The following is a 17151-nucleotide window of genomic DNA, read 5'->3' as shown; positions in this document are numbered from 1 at the left end:
GTAATACCGGCGGGAAACCTGCGATTTTCCCGCCGGATTTCATTTTTCCTTACGGCTTAATGAAAAATTGGGACGGATGTCCGTGCCCCAGGCTGCGGAACTCATCGGAATGAATGAGATCTTTGGGGACGTTGTGCATTTTGTTCGATGCGACAATCAGCTTGGGCGTCGGGCCTGCGTAACCGATGATCCATTGGTTCTTCTGATGCAGCTTGACGATCTCGTTGCCCCATTTATTGATTTCTTCCTTGGTTGTTGATGCTTTGACTTTATTCCAATAGTCGAGAATCAACGCTACGTCGCCTTCGGGCTTCACGCCCTCTTTTCCATTGGATGAGGTGTACAGTCCATAGCTTCCGTACCATGGAGTCAATACTCGAAGAGGCACCAGCGTATCGGGACGGAAAGAGACGTTCACGATGGAGATGTTCTCGGTCGTGGCCGGGATTTTGTTCGAATACTTCTGTTCCTGATGCGTTCCTTGATCCACGACCTTCAGGTCGACCTTGATGCCGACAGCTTCATAATATTTCTTGACCAACTCTAGGAAAGGAGCCGTCGAGGTGCTCGCTTCAACGATGGTAATTGTTAAGTCCGATCCGTCGGGATGCAGGCGGAAATTGTTTTTATCGCGTTGGGTCAGGCCTATTTCATCCAAAATTTGATTGGCCCGTTGCGGGTTGAATTGGCTCCACTGCTCAGCCCAGCCCTTCTGATAGCCTACCAGCCCTTCCGGCACCGATGCTTGTTGGGGAGCACCTAGCCCGTTGGTCACGATCTCGGAAATTTCCTTGCGGTCTACGGCAATGGATAGCGCTTCTCTGAACCGGATATCCTGGAACAGCTTGCGCAGATTAGGATCGGCTATCGTCTGGTTCAATTGGATGCCTGCGCTGGACCAAGCGGGGGTGTTCCACGGGATAACCCGAAAATTCGCTTTCTTCTCATTTTCCTTTAATACCGTGAAGTCTTTAAAATCAAATTCCAGCAGATTGAAATCGCCGGCCAACGTGCCGAGAATTCGCTGTGCCGGATCCTGTACCTTGGCCGCTACGATGCGGTCCATATACGGAAGCTGGTTACCGGCCGAGTCCACCTTCCAGAAGTACGGATTACGTTCCATAATAAATTGGTCACTGTTCGGATCGTTCTTCGCTACCCACGCTCTTAAGGTTGGAATTTGCGGGTATACCCAGTAATAATAACCGGTGGCGACCAGGAATGATTTGATATCTTCGAAGCCCCATTTCTTGGCGATTTCGAGCGCCTTGTCATCGCCTACGAACTCCGGCAAAATGGTTTTCTGAAAATGAGCCGGAGCGAAAAACCATTTGTTGTCGATGGCGACACGCTCCAGAAACTGCACGCTTGGATATTTATGTACGACTTTGAACGTGTAATCGTCCACTTTCGTCACCTTGGCCAACGCTTTTTCCCCGGACACCGGATCGACGGAATAATAAGCGTCATATATTTTTTTGCCGAAGGTTTCCTTGGTGAGCATATGCTCCCAGTAAAAGATAACGTCGTCGGCGGTAAATGGCATGCCGTCAGACCATTTCATCCCTTTTCTCAAGTAAACGGTAAATTCGGTGGAATCCTTATTCACGTCATAACCCTTTGCCACGTTAGGCTCCACCGTACTGCCGTCCTTGTTAAAGCGGAACAGCGCTTCCTCTGTTGGTTGGCCAACCGTCCAGCGGTCATTAGGGCCTCCCCATGGCAGCTTCCAATCGCCGCCGTACGTACCCGTTTCTTCGACCACCTTCTCCACCATAATATCTTCTTTGACCGGCATGCGTTCGGCTACCGGTTTCAACGTTCCCGAGCTAACCAGCTTGTTGAGCATCGGAGCTTCTTTGAAAGCTGAAATCTTATCGGGAGCGACGACAGGGGGCGTTGTTGGAGTTACTTCTACGTTGGTCTTGGAGCTCGGGTCGCTCTCGCAGGCAACCAAACCGGTTGCTGCCAATAAAAGCATACATAATAGATACCAGCTGCTTTTCAAGATAATCCCCTCCATAATCTGACTAACTTTTTAAAAGCAATACCATAACATAACACTTGGTCCCTGTATGAATCACCTCCCAGAAGGCATTAAACCGGTTTAATAGAGCACTTGAAAATGAAAACGCTTTTATATAATGGTAATACAAACGAACCCGTTTTATGTATGTGGTTAAAATGGATGGATGTAAGATGTAACATAAGTGGCGGATCTCTGTGGAGGTTAGAGGTACTAGCAGAAGTGTATCGTTAAACCGATTTAATTGGGCCGGCTTAACCAATGTAGAGTAAGCGCTTAACCCAATACTACATTGGGATCGCTTACATTGCAATAGTTTTAAATAAATTATTATCTTTTTAATTCAAAACAAAAACTTCCCTCCTGCTGAACACCGGATGGCCTGCCTGAAATTCGACCGACTACAAAATGTATCAGTTTCATCTGTTCGCGTGCAAACGACTACTTTTTTCCTTCATCAGGTCGCATTCTTCATAATTTCTTCTAAATGTTATTATAATTAAAAGCTGCCGAAAAAATCGGCAGCCTTTTCTGCAATCACTTAAGGAAATAGCCGGGTTCGATCGCGAGGGAACGCTGAAGCTTCCCGTACATTTGACTGGCCGAGTAAACGTGAGGCAAGGCGTTCAAGACCGATTGCGAATCCTCCGTGCAGCGGCATGCCGTATCGAAACACGTCAAGATATCCGGCAAAATGATCCGGATTCAGCCCCCGGCTGCGTATTGAAGCGGAGAGCTCCTCGTAATCGTGAATCCGCTGGCCTCCAGTCGTTATTTCGAGGCCGTTAAAGATCAAATCAAACGAAGCGGTGAGTGCGCCGTTCTCTGGTGCCGGCATCGCATACATCGGACGTATTTCACGAGGGAAAGGCAAATGTTCTTATCATCAAACGGCTTACTCTTTATCAGGCGATAACAACGAAAAAAACCGCCGACCACGTACGGCCAGCGGTTACCTAACTATGGGTTTAAATTCAAATCCAACATCCGCAGCAGAAGGACGACGGCTTCCGCGCGCGTTGCGGTGGCGGACGGCTCGAATCGATCGCCTTCACGGCCTTGCACTAGACCGATCCCCTCCGCCGCGGTGACTGCGTCACGAGCCCAAGTCGGTACGTCCGCTGCATCTGCGAACGCCGGCTCGGTGCCTCCCGACGTCTCCAAGCCCGCCGCGCGGACAAGCAGCGTCGTCATCTCCGCCCGCGTGATGATGGCGTTCGGCCGGAAGGTACCGTCCGGGAAGCCGACGACGATGCCGCGCTCGGCCGCCGCAGCAACGGCGGACGCCGCCCACGCTTCGATGGTATCAGCATCCGTGAATCGCGGCGTGGCCCCGCTGTCTACCTTGAGCGTCCGCATCAGCATAGTAATGAATTGCGCTCGCGTTACTTGCGCATCCGGCGCGAACGTGCGCGCGTCATACCCGTTCGCAATACCGAACTCTACCGCCCGCGCGACGAACGAGTCTGCCCAGTGACCGTCCATGTCGAGGAACCGCGGCGGCGGCGGTGCTGGCGTCGCTGTCGGTTTCGCAGGCGACGCTGACGATGCTTCGAAGGCAAACACGGCGAACTTCGCGAAGTGATCTGCCGACGCCTCGACAAACCCACCCTTGACCCGGCTTTCGATCTTGACCCATTCCTCACGGGCTTCATCGAAGTAGAATAAGGCCGCGAGGAACCCTTCGGGCACCGCCGCCGCGTCGAAGGCGAAACGAAGCGTTACCGGCTCCGAAAACGTCATTCCCGTGCCCAGCAACAGTTCGAACACGTCGCTCGCCAAATGCAGCCCAGCCGGTACCGAATCAGGAGGCAGCCCGATCTTTTCGATCGTGACGATCGCGTCTCCGGGCAATCCAGGGATCTCGATCGATACTTGCTCGCCGAACGTCGCTGTGCATCCGCCGCTAGAGCAGGCAGTCGTCGTTTTTCTCGTTACGGTCGGCACCGCGGCTGCTCCCTTCTCGTCGTTCTCGCGCGACGTTCGATACACATCGACTTGGATTTCGGAGCGAAGACCGCCGTATTCGATCGAGATCGTGGCCGTCCCCCGCATTTTCGCTCGAACGACGCCGTTCTCCCCTACCTCCGCGACGGAGGCGTTCGAGGTCGTGTACTTCGCCGCATCGGTGACATCGGTCCGATGTCCATCCGAGTACGACGCTTTGACGAGGATAGCACGGGACGATCCGGCCCTCAAGTGATAAGTATTCTCGTCAACCTCCAAGCCGACCAATGCGACAGGCGCTTTCTCCACCGTAATGACCATCGTCGCCGTCAAGCCTTCCGGATTCGTCACGCCGGCAGGTGGAGTCAACGTACCCGTAAACGCGTAAACCCCCGCCGCGTTGCCGTTATAAGACGGTACCCCATCGTCCCATGACACCCGGGCGCCTACGATGGATCCATCGTTCAGGACGACGTTAACCATAGTCGGCAGCACGAGACCGGACAAGGGCGTCCCGTAGTCGACCGTCATGGCCGACAGCGGAACGACGCTTGCGATCGGCAGCGACGCCACCGGCGCTTCCACCACCGTAATGACCGCCGTCGCTGTCAAGCCGCCTGGATTCGTCGCGCCCGAAGGCAACATCAACTCGCCCTTGAAGGCGTATCGTCCCGGCGTATTACCGTCGTACGCAGGATTGCCGCCGTCCCACGTTACGCCCGTCGCTTCTGTCGTTCCGTCGCTCAACCCGACGTTCACCGTCGTCGGCAATCCGAGCTCCGAAAGCGGGGTTCCGTATCCTACGGTCCGGTATACGGCGTCCGCGACACTCTTGATCGTCCGTGGTTCGACCGTCACGACGACCGCCGCAGTAAGCGCGGCCGGGTTCGTCGTCCCACTCGGCGGCATCAACGTGCCGACGAACTTGTACGCCCCCGGTACCGTTCCGTCGTACGCAGGATTGCCGCCGTTCCAGATCACGCTCGCTGATACATTCGTTCCGTCGCTCAACCCGACGTTCACCGTCGCCGGCAATCTGAGCTCCGAAAGCGGGGTTCCGTATCCTACGGTCCGGTATACGGCGTCCGCGACGCTCTTGATCGTCCGCGGTTCGACCGTCACGACGACCGCCGCAGTAAGCGCGGCCGGGTTCGTCGTCCCGCTCGGCGGCGTCAACGTGCCGACGAACTTGTACGCCCCCGGTACCGTTCCGTCGTACGCAGGATTGCCGCCGTCCCAGATCACGCTCGCTGATACATTCGTTCCGTCGCTCAACCCGACGTTCACCGTCGCCGGCAATCCGATCTTCGACAGCGGGGTTCCGTACTCAACCGGTACGCCCGCCAACGGGGAGACGGACGCGATCGAGACCGGATTCGCCGTAAAGTCGAATGAGGCCGCTTTGCCAACCTCATACCCCGCCGCCGGATCCGCTTTATAACGTACGAATACCGTCTGATTTCCGGCGAACGTCGGTGCGTCGCCACTGTCGTAAACGACGTAACTCACGCTGCCGTTCCCTATGTATTCCATGTCCTCCGTCAGTCCGACGAGGACATTCGCCTCGTCGTCCGGCACAAGTCCCGTCGGCGGTCCGACGTACATGTCGATTAAGTTGGCGCTGTTCCCGGCGACACGATACGAGCCGTCCGCAAGCTGCAACGCGGCGCGAAGGTTCCATGTGCCAGGAATCACCTTGAACCATTGCTCGTTCATGTTTGCGTCCGTCTTCAGTAGGACGCCGTCGCCCGCGTTGGAGCCGCCGTATATCAGAAAACCGCCGTCCCTTGTACGCAGCAAGCCTTCCGGGACTTGGGCGCTTTCGTGAGGATATTCCTTTCTCCACAACTCGTTCCCGTCCGCGTCCGTGCGCAGCACGACGATATTTTGCTCATTCCCCGCCAACACGTTGCCGATCAAATAATAACCCGATCCCGCGCCTGCATCAGCCAGGGCCTGCAGCGTAAGGCTACCCCCGTCGCTGTAGAACTTTTTTAAGGGGCCAACCCCGGAACGGGCGCTGTAAGTGTACAACGTGCCGAACGATGAGCCGGTCCCTTCGGAACCGTATCCGACGATTGCTACGTCACCGGACGGTAGAGTCAGCCCTTCGAACGGAATGCGACCATATGTGGTCAGGTGGACGATGCCCGCCCCCGGGTTGCCGTTCACATCGAGGGTGAAGATTGAGTTTACCGTCCCGATATCGGAAAATGGCGCGATACCTCCAACGAGATACCGCACCGTGCCGGCACCTTCCATTTTCGCGATGAAATTCGCGGAGCCGCCCCCCGGCAGCAGCACGCCCGATTGAACGACGACCCCCGTCTCATTAACGAGGCCGTAAAGCATACCGTCGTTCATCCTACCGACGAACATATACCCATTAGGCGTCTCCAGCACGTCGTTCACCGCTGGAGGAAGACCGCTAGTGTCGAACCCTAGCGAAGTCCGCCATTGCAAATCGCCGTTCGCTCTCCATTTTGCCATGAACAACTCCGGGTCTTCGCCGCCTGCGTCGGTCCCCGCCGCAACGTATCCTCCATCCGCTGTCGATATGTAGTCCCCGTACCGAATATCGGGGTCCACGGTAACTGAGTCCTTGGCTACGGGCTCCAGCACGAACCGATCGGCGGCGAACGCCGAGGAATAATCAGAAAATGCGAATAAAAATACAATCAGCGACAGTGTCCATCGCCTCAATGCCCGACTTCCGAAACTCACATAATGCCCCCCATTTCCACAAAATCCCATGATACTTATCATTGTAAAGGAATGCCCGTCAAATAGGAATACCCCGATCTGGGAATTTTCGAGTCGTTATGACAAAAAACGCCGTCAAGAACAAAAATCGACAACGCATAAATATCCGTAAAGGTTTGAATTGGCATATGTTCTTATCGTCGTGAGGTTAAAAGAAAGAGCGAGAAGTTTCCCTCCGGCTCCAAGCGAACCGAACCCATTACTTCTTTAGAACAGAATTCAGCTCCGGCCCTACGTTGTGCCAGAAGGCCGCAGCAAGGCTTCATGCCATTCTTCACACCTTTCCTATAGGCCGTTGTCGGCCGGTTGTCAACGGAGCCTTACAGCCATTCGATTTGCAGATCGATATCCCTGCTACGAGGTCCTGCATTCACTCCAAGCTTAACCGGCAAGTAGACTTAGCCGCTTTCGGCTGTCAATGGTTATTATTTTACTCCAATTTGTCACGTAAGGGCTGACAATTTAGTTGATATTGATTATCATTCTCTTCAAGAGGAGCCCTGTGACCCCTTCCTTACCAATTCCGACAGTCGCTGTCGTTCCATATATCGCTCTCCAATAAAAAAACGGCCCGCCGGCAAAAGGCAGACCGCAATTCACACATCCGTTTTTCGTCGACTCGCAGCTAAACCACAAGGACGAGCTGTCAAGAAGTCCAGCCCAACGCTTTTTTCCCAGCTTCCAGTGCGGCTACGATTCGTTCCACATCATAGACATTACCTTTCCACGTGCCGCCGCTTACGGCTTGCAGGGCGGCCCAAAGCTTCGTATCGTCAGGCAGTCCGGGATCCGCGGCAAGTCCGGGATGGAACGGGCGCGCAGCCAGAGCTTCCGCTCCTTCCTCCGGCGTGTACGTCTTCCCTTCCTCGCCTACGAAGTGAACGCTGCCTTCCAGACGGTTACGGTCAATGATGATCTCGATCGTATCGCCGTCCCTTAGCTTGCCTACAGGCCCGCCGGCTAATGCTTCCGGGCCGACATGGCCGATGCAAGCGCCGGTGGATACGCCGGAGAAGCGGGCGTCCGTAATTAGCGCCACATACTTGCCGAAGGATAGATGCTTCAGGGCAGACGTGAGCTGGTACGTTTCCTCCATACCCGTTCCCGAGGGTCCGCGTCCGATCAGCACCATCGCGTCGCCCGCCTGGATAGCTCCGTTCTTGATGGCAGCAATGGCGGCCCGTTCCGTTGTGAACACCTTTGCTTTGCCTGTAAAACGGTATACGCCGTCTTCATCCAGCACGGCAGGATCGATGGAAGTCGATTTGATCACAGAGCCTTCCGGGGCGATATTGCCCGTCGGGAACGTAACCGTCGACGTAATGCCAAGCTGCTTCGCCCGGTCCGGGCTCATGATGACGCTGTCCGGGTCAACGCCGTCCTCATCTTGCAGCCGTTGGCGCAATAAGCGGCGGCGGTCGGACGATTCCCACCAATCCAATACGTTGCCGAGCGTTTCGCCGGTTACGGTCAGCACGGAATCGTCCAGCACGCCGAGACGGCGCAAGTGAAGCATCACTTCCGGCACGCCGCCGGCCAAAAACACCCGAATCGTCGGATGATAAACCGGGCCGTTCGGCAGCACGCTAACCAGGCGGGGAACTTCGCGATTGACCTGGATCCAGTCTTCAACGGTCGGCATCGTGAGGCCGGCCGCATGAGCGATGGCCGGAATATGCAGCAGCAAATTCGTCGACCCGCCGAAGGCGGCATGGACCGCCATTGCGTTGCGAATGGCCGAATCCGTCAAGATGTCGCGCATCCGTAGACCTTGCGACTCCAGCCGGATCACGGCACGGGCGGATTGCCTTCCGAGCTCCTCCCAGATCGGCTGCCCCGACGGGGCGAGAGCGGAATGTGGCACCGCCATCCCCATGGCTTCCGCCACGACTTGAGCCGTTGCCGCCGTGCCGAGGAACTGGCAGCCTCCTCCCGGAGTAGCGCAGGTTCGGCATCCGAGCTCCGCGGCATCGTCAAGCGATAATTCCCCATTGGCATATCTGGCGCCGATGGTTTGGATTTTACCCGCATCCTCGCCCGCTGTGGGGGGGAGCGTCACCCCGCCGGGTACGATGACGCCGGGAAGATCTCTCATGCCCGCAAGCGCCAGCATCATCGCCGGAAGTCCCTTGTCACAAGTGGCTACGCCGATAACGCCCTTTCGCGTGGGCAAGGAACGGATCAGCCGGCGAAATACGACGGCCGCATCGTTGCGGTATGGCAGCGAGTCGAACATGCCTGTCGTGCCTTGGGAGCGCCCGTCGCAAGGATCGCTTACATAGCCGGCAAAGGGAATGCCTCCCCGCGCCGCTACTTCGGCAGCAGCCGCTTTCATTAACAAGCCGACTTCCCAATGGCCGGTATGGTATCCCAAAGCGACGGGAGTGCCGTCCTGCTCACGGATCCCGCCTTGGGTGCTGAGCAGCAGAAACTGCTTCGCGTTCAGAAGCGCAGGATTCCACCCCATCCCTGCATTTTGCGACATGCCGAACAAATCGCCGCTCGGAGCCGACTTAAGCAGCTCGTCCGTAAGCGGGAGCTTCCCTTCCGGTCCGGAAGCATGAGTGATCACCTCGTACAGGCCGGCAGAGTCGGCTGAGGCAGCGGTTCCCATAATCTCGTCAAACGGTTTATCCATGGCTCCTCCTTTGCGGCGCGGCCGGGTTTCATCCCGCCCGAGTGCTTGCCCTGATGCAGCTCAATTAAAAAGAAGCCCGCGAGGTTATCCCGCGCAGGCCACCGGGTTGATCAGCTTGCCGATCCCCCCGATTTCGATTTCGATCCGGTCTCCTCCAGCCAGCGTAAACTCATTAGGAGGAACAATGCACGTGCCTGTCAGCAGCACGGTACCTTCGTAGATTTCGTTATCCCGGACAAGGAAGGATACCAGCTCCTCCAATCTCCGTTTGAGCTGCTTCGTATTCGCTTTCCCTTCGAATACTTGCTCCCCGCCGCGATAAATGCTGCACGTAATGTCCAAATCGTAAGGATTCGGCACCGCATCGACGAGCCGGATTGCAGGACCGATCGAGCAGGAGCGCTTCCACATTTTCGCCTGAGGCAAGTACAGCGGATTATCTCCCTCGATATCCCGGCAGCTCATATCGTTGCCGATCGTATAACCGATAATGCGGCCTTGGCCGTCCAATACGAGGCCAAGCTCCGGCTCGGGAACCTGCCATTGCGAATCGCTGCGCAGCTGAACCTCTCCCCCTGGAGCAACCGTACGCGCGGCTGTCGATTTGAAGAACAGCTCGGGACGTTCAGCGTCGTACACTTTATCGTAAAACGTAGACGCATCCATTTTACCTGCCGTCGCCTCGTAATTTCTCGCTTCACGGCTCTTCTCGTACGTCACTCCGGCAGCCCATACTTCAGGCGCTTCAATCGGCGTCAGCAGCTGCAAGTCCGACACATCGGCCGTGAACGGCTCGCCCGCCGCAATGCTCGATTGCACGAGCTCGAGCACGGAAGCTCCTCTCGACTCCGCCACTTTCACCAGCGATAAGTAATCGCGGTATGGAAGCGCATAGCCTGCACCTTCATCCGTAATAGCCGCAAGCTGCGGTTCACCGCTGTCCTGTGCAATAAACCGAATAATTCTCATCCCACGCCACACTCCCTTTTTTGTTATACTCTACTAACCAGCTTTACATCATGGTGTAAGTCTCTAGCTGAGATAAACAATTGCATTGAAGCGTTTTCAAAGATGATGTGAAGCGTATTGAGCAGCATTCTCGTTGTCTACTAATCATCATACTATATTACCCGGCAGCGCATAAGCATTCCTAAGAATCTTTAGCGGGATTTTTTTCGCGAACTACGCGGTTAATGCTCTCGTTCCTTCAAATGCACCTTATACTTCACATCAGGATTGGCCAAGTACCTTGGATAAAAGCCGGAGAGAACATCGACGACGTTCTGGGCTATTTTCCCCTTCAGCTCCTGCTCGGAATCCTCGGAATACCAGGCAGCGTGGGGCGTAAGAAGGACCTGCTCCATGGAGAGCAGCGGATGGTCCGGTCGGATCGGCTCCTGCTCCAGCACATCCAGGGCAGCGCCTGCGATTTGCCGGCTTGCCAATGCGGTTATCAGCGCTTGCTCATCAATAAGAGGCCCTCGGGATGTATTGACGACAATGACACCGGGTTTCATCAGTCGGAACTGCTCGGCGCCGATAAGGCCTTGCGTATCCGGGGTGAGCGGGACATGGACGGAAATAAAGTCCGATTCCCGGCACAGAGCAGCCAAATCAACCTGCTGCACCCCGAAACGGGCGGTAACATCATTGGAAATGTAAGGGTCATAAGCGGTTACGGTCATGCCGAGCGCTTGCGCTTTCACGCATAGATTTTGCGGGATTTTCCCGAAGCCGACGAGCCCCAATACTTTCTCCCGCAACCGGAACACGGGGATCGCTCTCTTATAATCCCATACGCCCTGCTTCACATAGTCATTCAGCTGGGCAATTTTGCGGGCGGATGCGAGCAGCAGAGCAAGAGCATGGTCTGCCACCTCATCCATGCAGTAATCGGTGCAATTCGCTACGACAATGCCTTTGCGGGTTGCGGCATGCAGATCTATCGTATTGACGCCTACGCCGTAGCGGGAAATCACCTTGCACCGGTCCAACCGGCTGATGACCTTATCTGTAATAGGCGCATACTGTGTAAGGATGGCGTCCGCATCGTGTGCCGCCGCGATGACCTCATCTTCCGTCCTGCATTGGAACGAGGTGATGAATTCCATATCCAGCTGCTCCAGAATCTTGCGTTCGATCTGCAGACTTTTATATTCATAATCGGTAATGACGACTTTGAATACAGCCATAATCCGCCCTCCGCTTCGCTTCGCGATTTGTTAACTGTCGTTCCGGCCGTCCGGTCCGCTTGAGAGAATCTGATTCATAACCGATACGTAATGCGGTAGCGCGATTTCCGGTTCCTCGATTTCCGGATGCCAGCCTTTTTCCCACTCAAAATTCAAATAGCCGCTATAACCGTTACGGCGAAGCACTTGAACCGCCTCCGCTACCGGGATCGTTCCTTCTCCGATCAGCTTGTAATCAAAGCCGGCGGGCGTGAACACGGATGCATCTTTAATATGGACATGCTTGATTCGATCTCCGATCAGCCTGTACGTCTCTTCGAAGCTTTCACCGTGGCGGTAGGAATGGAGAATGTCCCATAAAATATGGAGTCCCTTCACATTATCGAGAATAGGAAGAACCTGCTCGCCGGTGCTGAAATGATCGTGGGTTTCGAGCAGAACGGTAATCCCATGCTCGCCCGCCAGCTCCACCGCCCGATTCATGCCGGCAATGATGTGCTGCAGCGTCTCTTCCCGCGTCTGATCCTTAGGGATAGGACCGCCGAAAACCCGAATATAAGGCGCGCCGAGCGCGGATGCGATATGGACATTGCGCTGCACCTGCTCCAGCTGCTTGGCAACCTCTTCAGGAGCATCGGTGGCAAAACGCACACTAGTATCGATACTCACAACGTCGATTCCGTTTTGCTCGAACTTTGCCTTGGTAGCCGCAAGCGATTCGGGCTGGAACTCTTCCATTTCCCACAGGTTGACGCTGCCTCGGACAAATCGGATTTCAACTCCTTCATATCCGCTTTGTTTCGTAAAAGCAACAATCTCGTCAACACTCCACTGGGGGCAACCGATCGTACTGAATCCTAATTTCATTAGAATCTCCTCCTACGATATAATTGGAAAAAAAAGCCTAGGATTGACGGACAATCAACCTAGGATGAATGGAAATCTTCTGAAGCGGGGCGGCAGCCGGATTCTCCCTTTCTTCAATTCGCTGCATCAAAAGCTCCGTCGCCTTCTTGGTAACGGTCTGGACGTCATACTTCACGGAAGTGAGCGGCGTTTCAGCAAAGCCGGCGGCAGCGACGTCGTCAAAGCCGATAAAGGACAGCTGTTCGGGAATGCGGATTCCCCGCTCACGGCACCAGCGCATCGCTCCAAGCGCGATATAGTCTCTTGTACAGATGACGGCCGTAGGCTTGACGCTCTCATACAATGGACCAATAGCTTCATACCCGTCTTCGTAGCCATCGCCCTGCACTCTGCCTATCAGCTCCGGATCGAACGGGATATGGTTGTCCTGCAATGCGGCCAAATAACCGTTCTGCTTCTCCCTGTCGCTGTAGTTGCCGCCGCCGATAAAACCGATGCGCTTGTGCCCGGCCCGGATAAAATGCGATGCCGCTTCGTAAGCGCCGGCTCTCCGGTTCACATAGACCGCGTCCGTCGGGATATCGTAATCCCCCCCGGCAAGCAGAATAATAGGGAATTTATTATCCCGGAGCTGCTTGATTTTGGCGAAATTCGCCGTGTACACAGGGTACATCAAGATACCGTCCACCCGCCGGGAGACGAGCACATCCAGAGCCTCCGCTTCCTGCACGGGACTGGAGTTGGTAATCATCAGCATCATGTTGTAGCCGGATTGCTTGAGAGTTTGCTCGATCTCCTGCGCGGTTTCCGTAAGAATCGGATTCATAAGCTCGGTCAAAATAATGCCGATCGTATTCGTCTTCTTCTGAACGAGCGACCTGGCGACGACATTCGGAATGTAGTTCAGCTGCTCCGCGCATGCCATAATAACGGCTCTCGTTTCCTCGCTAATCCGCGGGCTTCCCTTGAGGGCGAGCGACACCGTATTGATGGAAAAACCGGTTTTTTCGGCAATTTCTTTTTGACGGATACTCTTGGCATTCATGCGTAACAAACCCTTTGTCAGTAGATTGTGGATAGTGATCAATCAGTAAATATTAACGATAATATCTATCCTTTATTATATTTTAGACGCCTATCTTTGTAAACAATATCCATTGCTTACTCTTCAAGGAATGCAGCAAAAAGGACCGTAAGGAAAATCCCTTACGGTCTTTGCATGTTTCGAGCGGTCATCAAGCCTCGTCAATCCGCCTCTGCGAACCTTTTTCGGAAGGAGACATAGCTTCTCCACGTCTGAAAGCCGAGCTTGCCGTAAAAATCGACGAACGGAGTCATATCGATGACGATATTGCGAATTCCCCGCCTATGCAGGTGGTGGACCCCTGCCTTAACAATATCCAGCCCGTAGCCGTGACCCCGATACCGCTCATCGATACCAAGCGGGCCAATACCGCCAAGCTCCTGCTCAAACAAGGGAGACCAATAGATGTTCTGCGCCAAAATCGGCGAATGGGAGTCGTTAATCCGGCAAAACCCGATGATTTCTCCGTCTTTCTCGCATACGACGAATTCGCGTCCGTCTCCGCCCCGCTGCCAGTAATGCAATGTCTGGTATACCCATCCCGGAAAGCAGCGCCGCATAAATGCATTGAACGAATCCGCTTCGTCCGCCTTAAGCGGGCGAAACAGAACGCTTTCGCGCTCAGGCAGCGGCTCGGCATCAGCGTCCTCGTATTCACGGTATAAATCGAATACGAGCCGCTGATTCACATACCCGCGCTTCTCCAGCCAAGCGGACACATCATCGCAGGGCATCGGCACGCCGGGAAACACCCGCATGTGGAAATCGCTGCCGATTTGGATCTGCTTGACTCCACGGTCGCGAAGCACGCTCTCGGCATCGGACAGCAGCTTGCTCCCGATCCCTTGACCTCGATAGGCCGGTGCCACCAGCAGCGCATGAATCCATCCGAGCTCGCTTCCATAATCGAGGCCTCCTATGGAGTCCTGCCATCTTTTCGCCACCACATATCCTGCGAGCTCGCCCGTTGCTTCGTCTATGGCAACCCGGGTTCCTGCGCCAACCACATTGCGGTCCTCCAGCACATTTTGGACCAGAAGCCGTTCGCGCATCGGGAACGAATGCCCCCATTCCGTGTTCCATAATCGTTGTAAACCGCTGATATGAGCGGCAGTCAATGGCTCGTATCTCATCGTAGCTGTATCCCTTCTTCTTGTTATTTGGCGGCTTTCGTGGAACGGTCGTACGCTTTTTTGTAAATATCGACGATTTTATCCACTCCCAGCGCCTTCATGTCGCTGACATATTTCGGCCAATCGTCAAGACTGCGTTCTCCTACAATGAATTTGGAGATGTTCTCGTCATGCTTTTTCTTAATGGTATCGCCGGTCAGCGACAGTACTTCCATCTCGTCCGGCGTGAACGCAGGGCGCGGCTGCTGCTGGCTGTCATACTTGGGCGCTTCCTGGTAAGCCTTCTGAAGCTCCGGCGACGATAGCGACAGGTGGGCATCGTAATCAAACCAAGCGTAAGTCCCGTCCGTCGACAAGCCCGTTTTCTTTCTCATATCGGCGACGTCCGCGTATTTCTCAATAAACTGCTTTTTGCCGTTTTCCGTCTTGAACGTAGTCCCTTCTTTACCCCAGCTTGCCATCGTCCGTCCTTCTTCGGTGAAAAAGAAATCCATGAACTTCATGACTTGCTTAATCTTCTTAGACGAGGTAGCTACCATGAATCCCTCATCCACATACTGTGTATAGGCATTTTTGGCCGGTCCCCCGGTAAAGCCGGCGGGCGCACCCATAAACAGCAGATTATATTGCGCATTGTCCTTACGCAGTGCCGAGTTGAAGAAGTCGATACGGCCGATGTAATCTACCGTCACGAACGCCCGGTCCGTCGACATCAAGTCCTGCCACAGCTTCGTATCCGCGGACAGGAAGTCCGGCGGGATGAGCCCTTCCTTATAAAATTTGTTCAAGTATTCAATCATCTTCTTATAGTTGTCCTCGACCGGACCGTAGCGCCATTCTTTCTTGTTGAAGTCGTAATAGACGTCGGTGCCCGTGCCGAATGCCGGAGCAAAATTCAATAGGCGCTGCAGGCCGTTGCGGAAAGAGAACGGATAGCTCTTCGGGTACGCTTCCTTTACTTTCTTGAGCGCCGTATACAGCTCATCCCATGTCTGCGGCTGGCTCAGTCCGAGCTTCTTGAACACATCCTCCCGGTACATCCAGATCATCCGGTTCGTTTCCCCGATTCCGGCATTCGGGAACATATACATTTTACCATCGGAGGATAGGGTGTTTTGCGTCTCTAACGGATATTTTTCCATCCATTTCTTGAGGTTAGGCATCTCGTTCACATGATCCAAAATATTGACCAGCGCTCCCTGCTGGCCGTATTTGTCGGCAAGCTTCTTGTCCATGGTGAGCATAAGATCTGGCAAATTGCCGGATGCGATAGTCACGCTCAAGGCGTCCTCCAGCTTCCCTGACGGCAGCTGCACATCTAACGTAACCCCGGTCTTCTCTTCTATCATCTTCCATACGATGTTCTCTTTATTGTACGGCCAGCTTGGATTGGAGTAGTTAAGTGCAGTGAACGTCTGTTTGGCCGGTTCTCCGTTCCCTCCGGCGGCAGGCGGTGCCGATGTGTCCTTTCCGTTATCCGTACATCCTGCGAGGGTGGAAAGCGATAATCCGGCGGCGACGCAAAGCGACAACCCTTTCATAGTACGTGTCATTGAGCCCATCTCCCCATTTTCATATCGTTTTGATTGCAGCGCAATTTATCGGCAGCTCCTCGATGAGGATGGCTACCCTTTCACCGAGCCGATCATCACCCCTTTGACGAAATACTTTTGCAGGAACGGATAAATAAGCAGGATGGGAACGGTGGATACGAGAATCGTTGTGAATTTCAAAGCATCGTCCACGACCAGATTATCGCTGCCGACGCTGGTTACATTAGCGGAATTGATCTGGCCCTGCAGGACGATATTGCGCAAGACCACCTGCAGCGGGAACATGTCTTGGTCGCGTAAATACAGCAGGGCGGAATAAAAGTTGTTCCAGATGCCGACGGCATAAAACAGTCCGATGGTGGCCAGCACCGCTTTGGATAGCGGCAGCACGAGCCGGATGAAAATGCCGATGTCGGTAAGGCCGTCAATTTTGCCGGACTCCTCCACCTCTTTGGGCATGGCTTGAAAAAAGGTCCGCATCACGATCAAATTCCAGGTACTGACGGCGGTAGGAAGCACCATGGCCCATAGGGTGTCCACCAGCCCGTAGCTTTTCACCACGAGGAAGGTTGGAATCATCCCCCCGCTGAAAAACATCGTAAATACGATCAGAAGCGTGAACAATTGATGATGCGGCAATTCTTTCTTGGAAATGGCGAACGCTCCGGCGGCGGTAATAAGGAGCGAAACCAGCGTGCCGACGACGACATATTGGATCGTGTTCAAGTAGGCTGATGCAATGCGCGGATCGCTCAGCACGATGCGGTACGTGTCCAGGTTAAAGCCTTTGGGCCAAATAGTGACCTCGCCCTTCAATATGCTCACCGTGTCGCTGAAGGAGACCGCGATCATATAAACGAAGGGGTACAGCGTCACTACGACTACGACGAGGAGCAGCAGGACGATGATGACGTCGACCAAGCCGAGCTTTGTTCTCATGCGATTCCG

Annotated in this window: 10 protein-coding genes and 1 pseudogene; all 11 read right to left on the bottom strand. The window is 54.5% G+C overall.

The features are described from left to right. Positions 1-49 precede the first annotated feature (49 nt). Positions 50-2008, bottom strand: coding sequence for an ABC transporter substrate-binding protein (locus DVH26_RS12590; protein WP_239634028.1), 1959 nt, complete (start codon positions 2006-2008; stop codon positions 50-52). A 559-nt stretch (positions 2009-2567) separates the two neighbouring features. Beyond that, positions 2568-2894: pseudogene (locus DVH26_RS12585) on the bottom strand (amino acid--tRNA ligase-related protein); the annotation flags it as partial. Between the two features lie 92 nt (positions 2895-2986). Next, the gene (locus DVH26_RS12580) at positions 2987-6697 is read right to left on the bottom strand and encodes a DUF4073 domain-containing protein (protein WP_239634027.1); all 3711 of its coding nucleotides are present in this window, start codon (positions 6695-6697) and stop codon (positions 2987-2989) included. Between the two features lie 685 nt (positions 6698-7382). Further along, positions 7383-9350, bottom strand: coding sequence for a YjhG/YagF family D-xylonate dehydratase (locus tag DVH26_RS12575; protein WP_239635351.1), 1968 nt, complete (start codon positions 9348-9350; stop codon positions 7383-7385). A 108-nt stretch (positions 9351-9458) separates the two neighbouring features. Further along, a complete protein-coding gene (locus tag DVH26_RS12570) occupies positions 9459-10343 on the bottom strand; it encodes a fumarylacetoacetate hydrolase family protein (RefSeq protein ID WP_239634026.1) in 885 nt (294 codons plus the stop codon). Positions 10344-10564: 221 nt separating this feature from the next. After that, positions 10565-11566, bottom strand: coding sequence for a C-terminal binding protein (locus DVH26_RS12565; protein WP_239634025.1), 1002 nt, complete (start codon positions 11564-11566; stop codon positions 10565-10567). A gap of 30 nt (positions 11567-11596) precedes the next feature. After that, positions 11597-12433 (bottom strand): sugar phosphate isomerase/epimerase family protein, encoded by an 837-nt coding sequence (locus tag DVH26_RS12560; RefSeq protein ID WP_239634024.1) that lies wholly within the window; start codon positions 12431-12433, stop codon positions 11597-11599. 37 nt (positions 12434-12470) lie between these two features. Further along, positions 12471-13478, bottom strand: coding sequence for a LacI family DNA-binding transcriptional regulator (locus DVH26_RS12555; RefSeq protein ID WP_239634023.1), 1008 nt, complete (start codon positions 13476-13478; stop codon positions 12471-12473). 200 nt (positions 13479-13678) lie between these two features. Next, the gene (locus DVH26_RS12550; protein WP_239634022.1) at positions 13679-14650 is read right to left on the bottom strand and encodes a GNAT family N-acetyltransferase; all 972 of its coding nucleotides are present in this window, start codon (positions 14648-14650) and stop codon (positions 13679-13681) included. A 23-nt stretch (positions 14651-14673) separates the two neighbouring features. Next, entirely contained in the window at positions 14674-16203 is a 1530-nt protein-coding gene (locus DVH26_RS12545; protein ID WP_239634021.1) for an extracellular solute-binding protein, read from the bottom strand. A gap of 72 nt (positions 16204-16275) precedes the next feature. Further along, entirely contained in the window at positions 16276-17142 is an 867-nt protein-coding gene (locus DVH26_RS12540) for a carbohydrate ABC transporter permease (RefSeq protein WP_239634020.1), read from the bottom strand. Positions 17143-17151: the final 9 nt, after the last annotated feature.

The sequence above is a fragment of the Paenibacillus sp. H1-7 genome (assembly GCF_022354825.1).
Taxonomy (GTDB): Bacteria; Bacillota; Bacilli; order Paenibacillales; family NBRC-103111; genus Paenibacillus_S.
The sequence above is the reverse complement of the archived record's forward strand: the minus strand, read 5'-3'. Positions and strand labels throughout refer to the sequence as shown.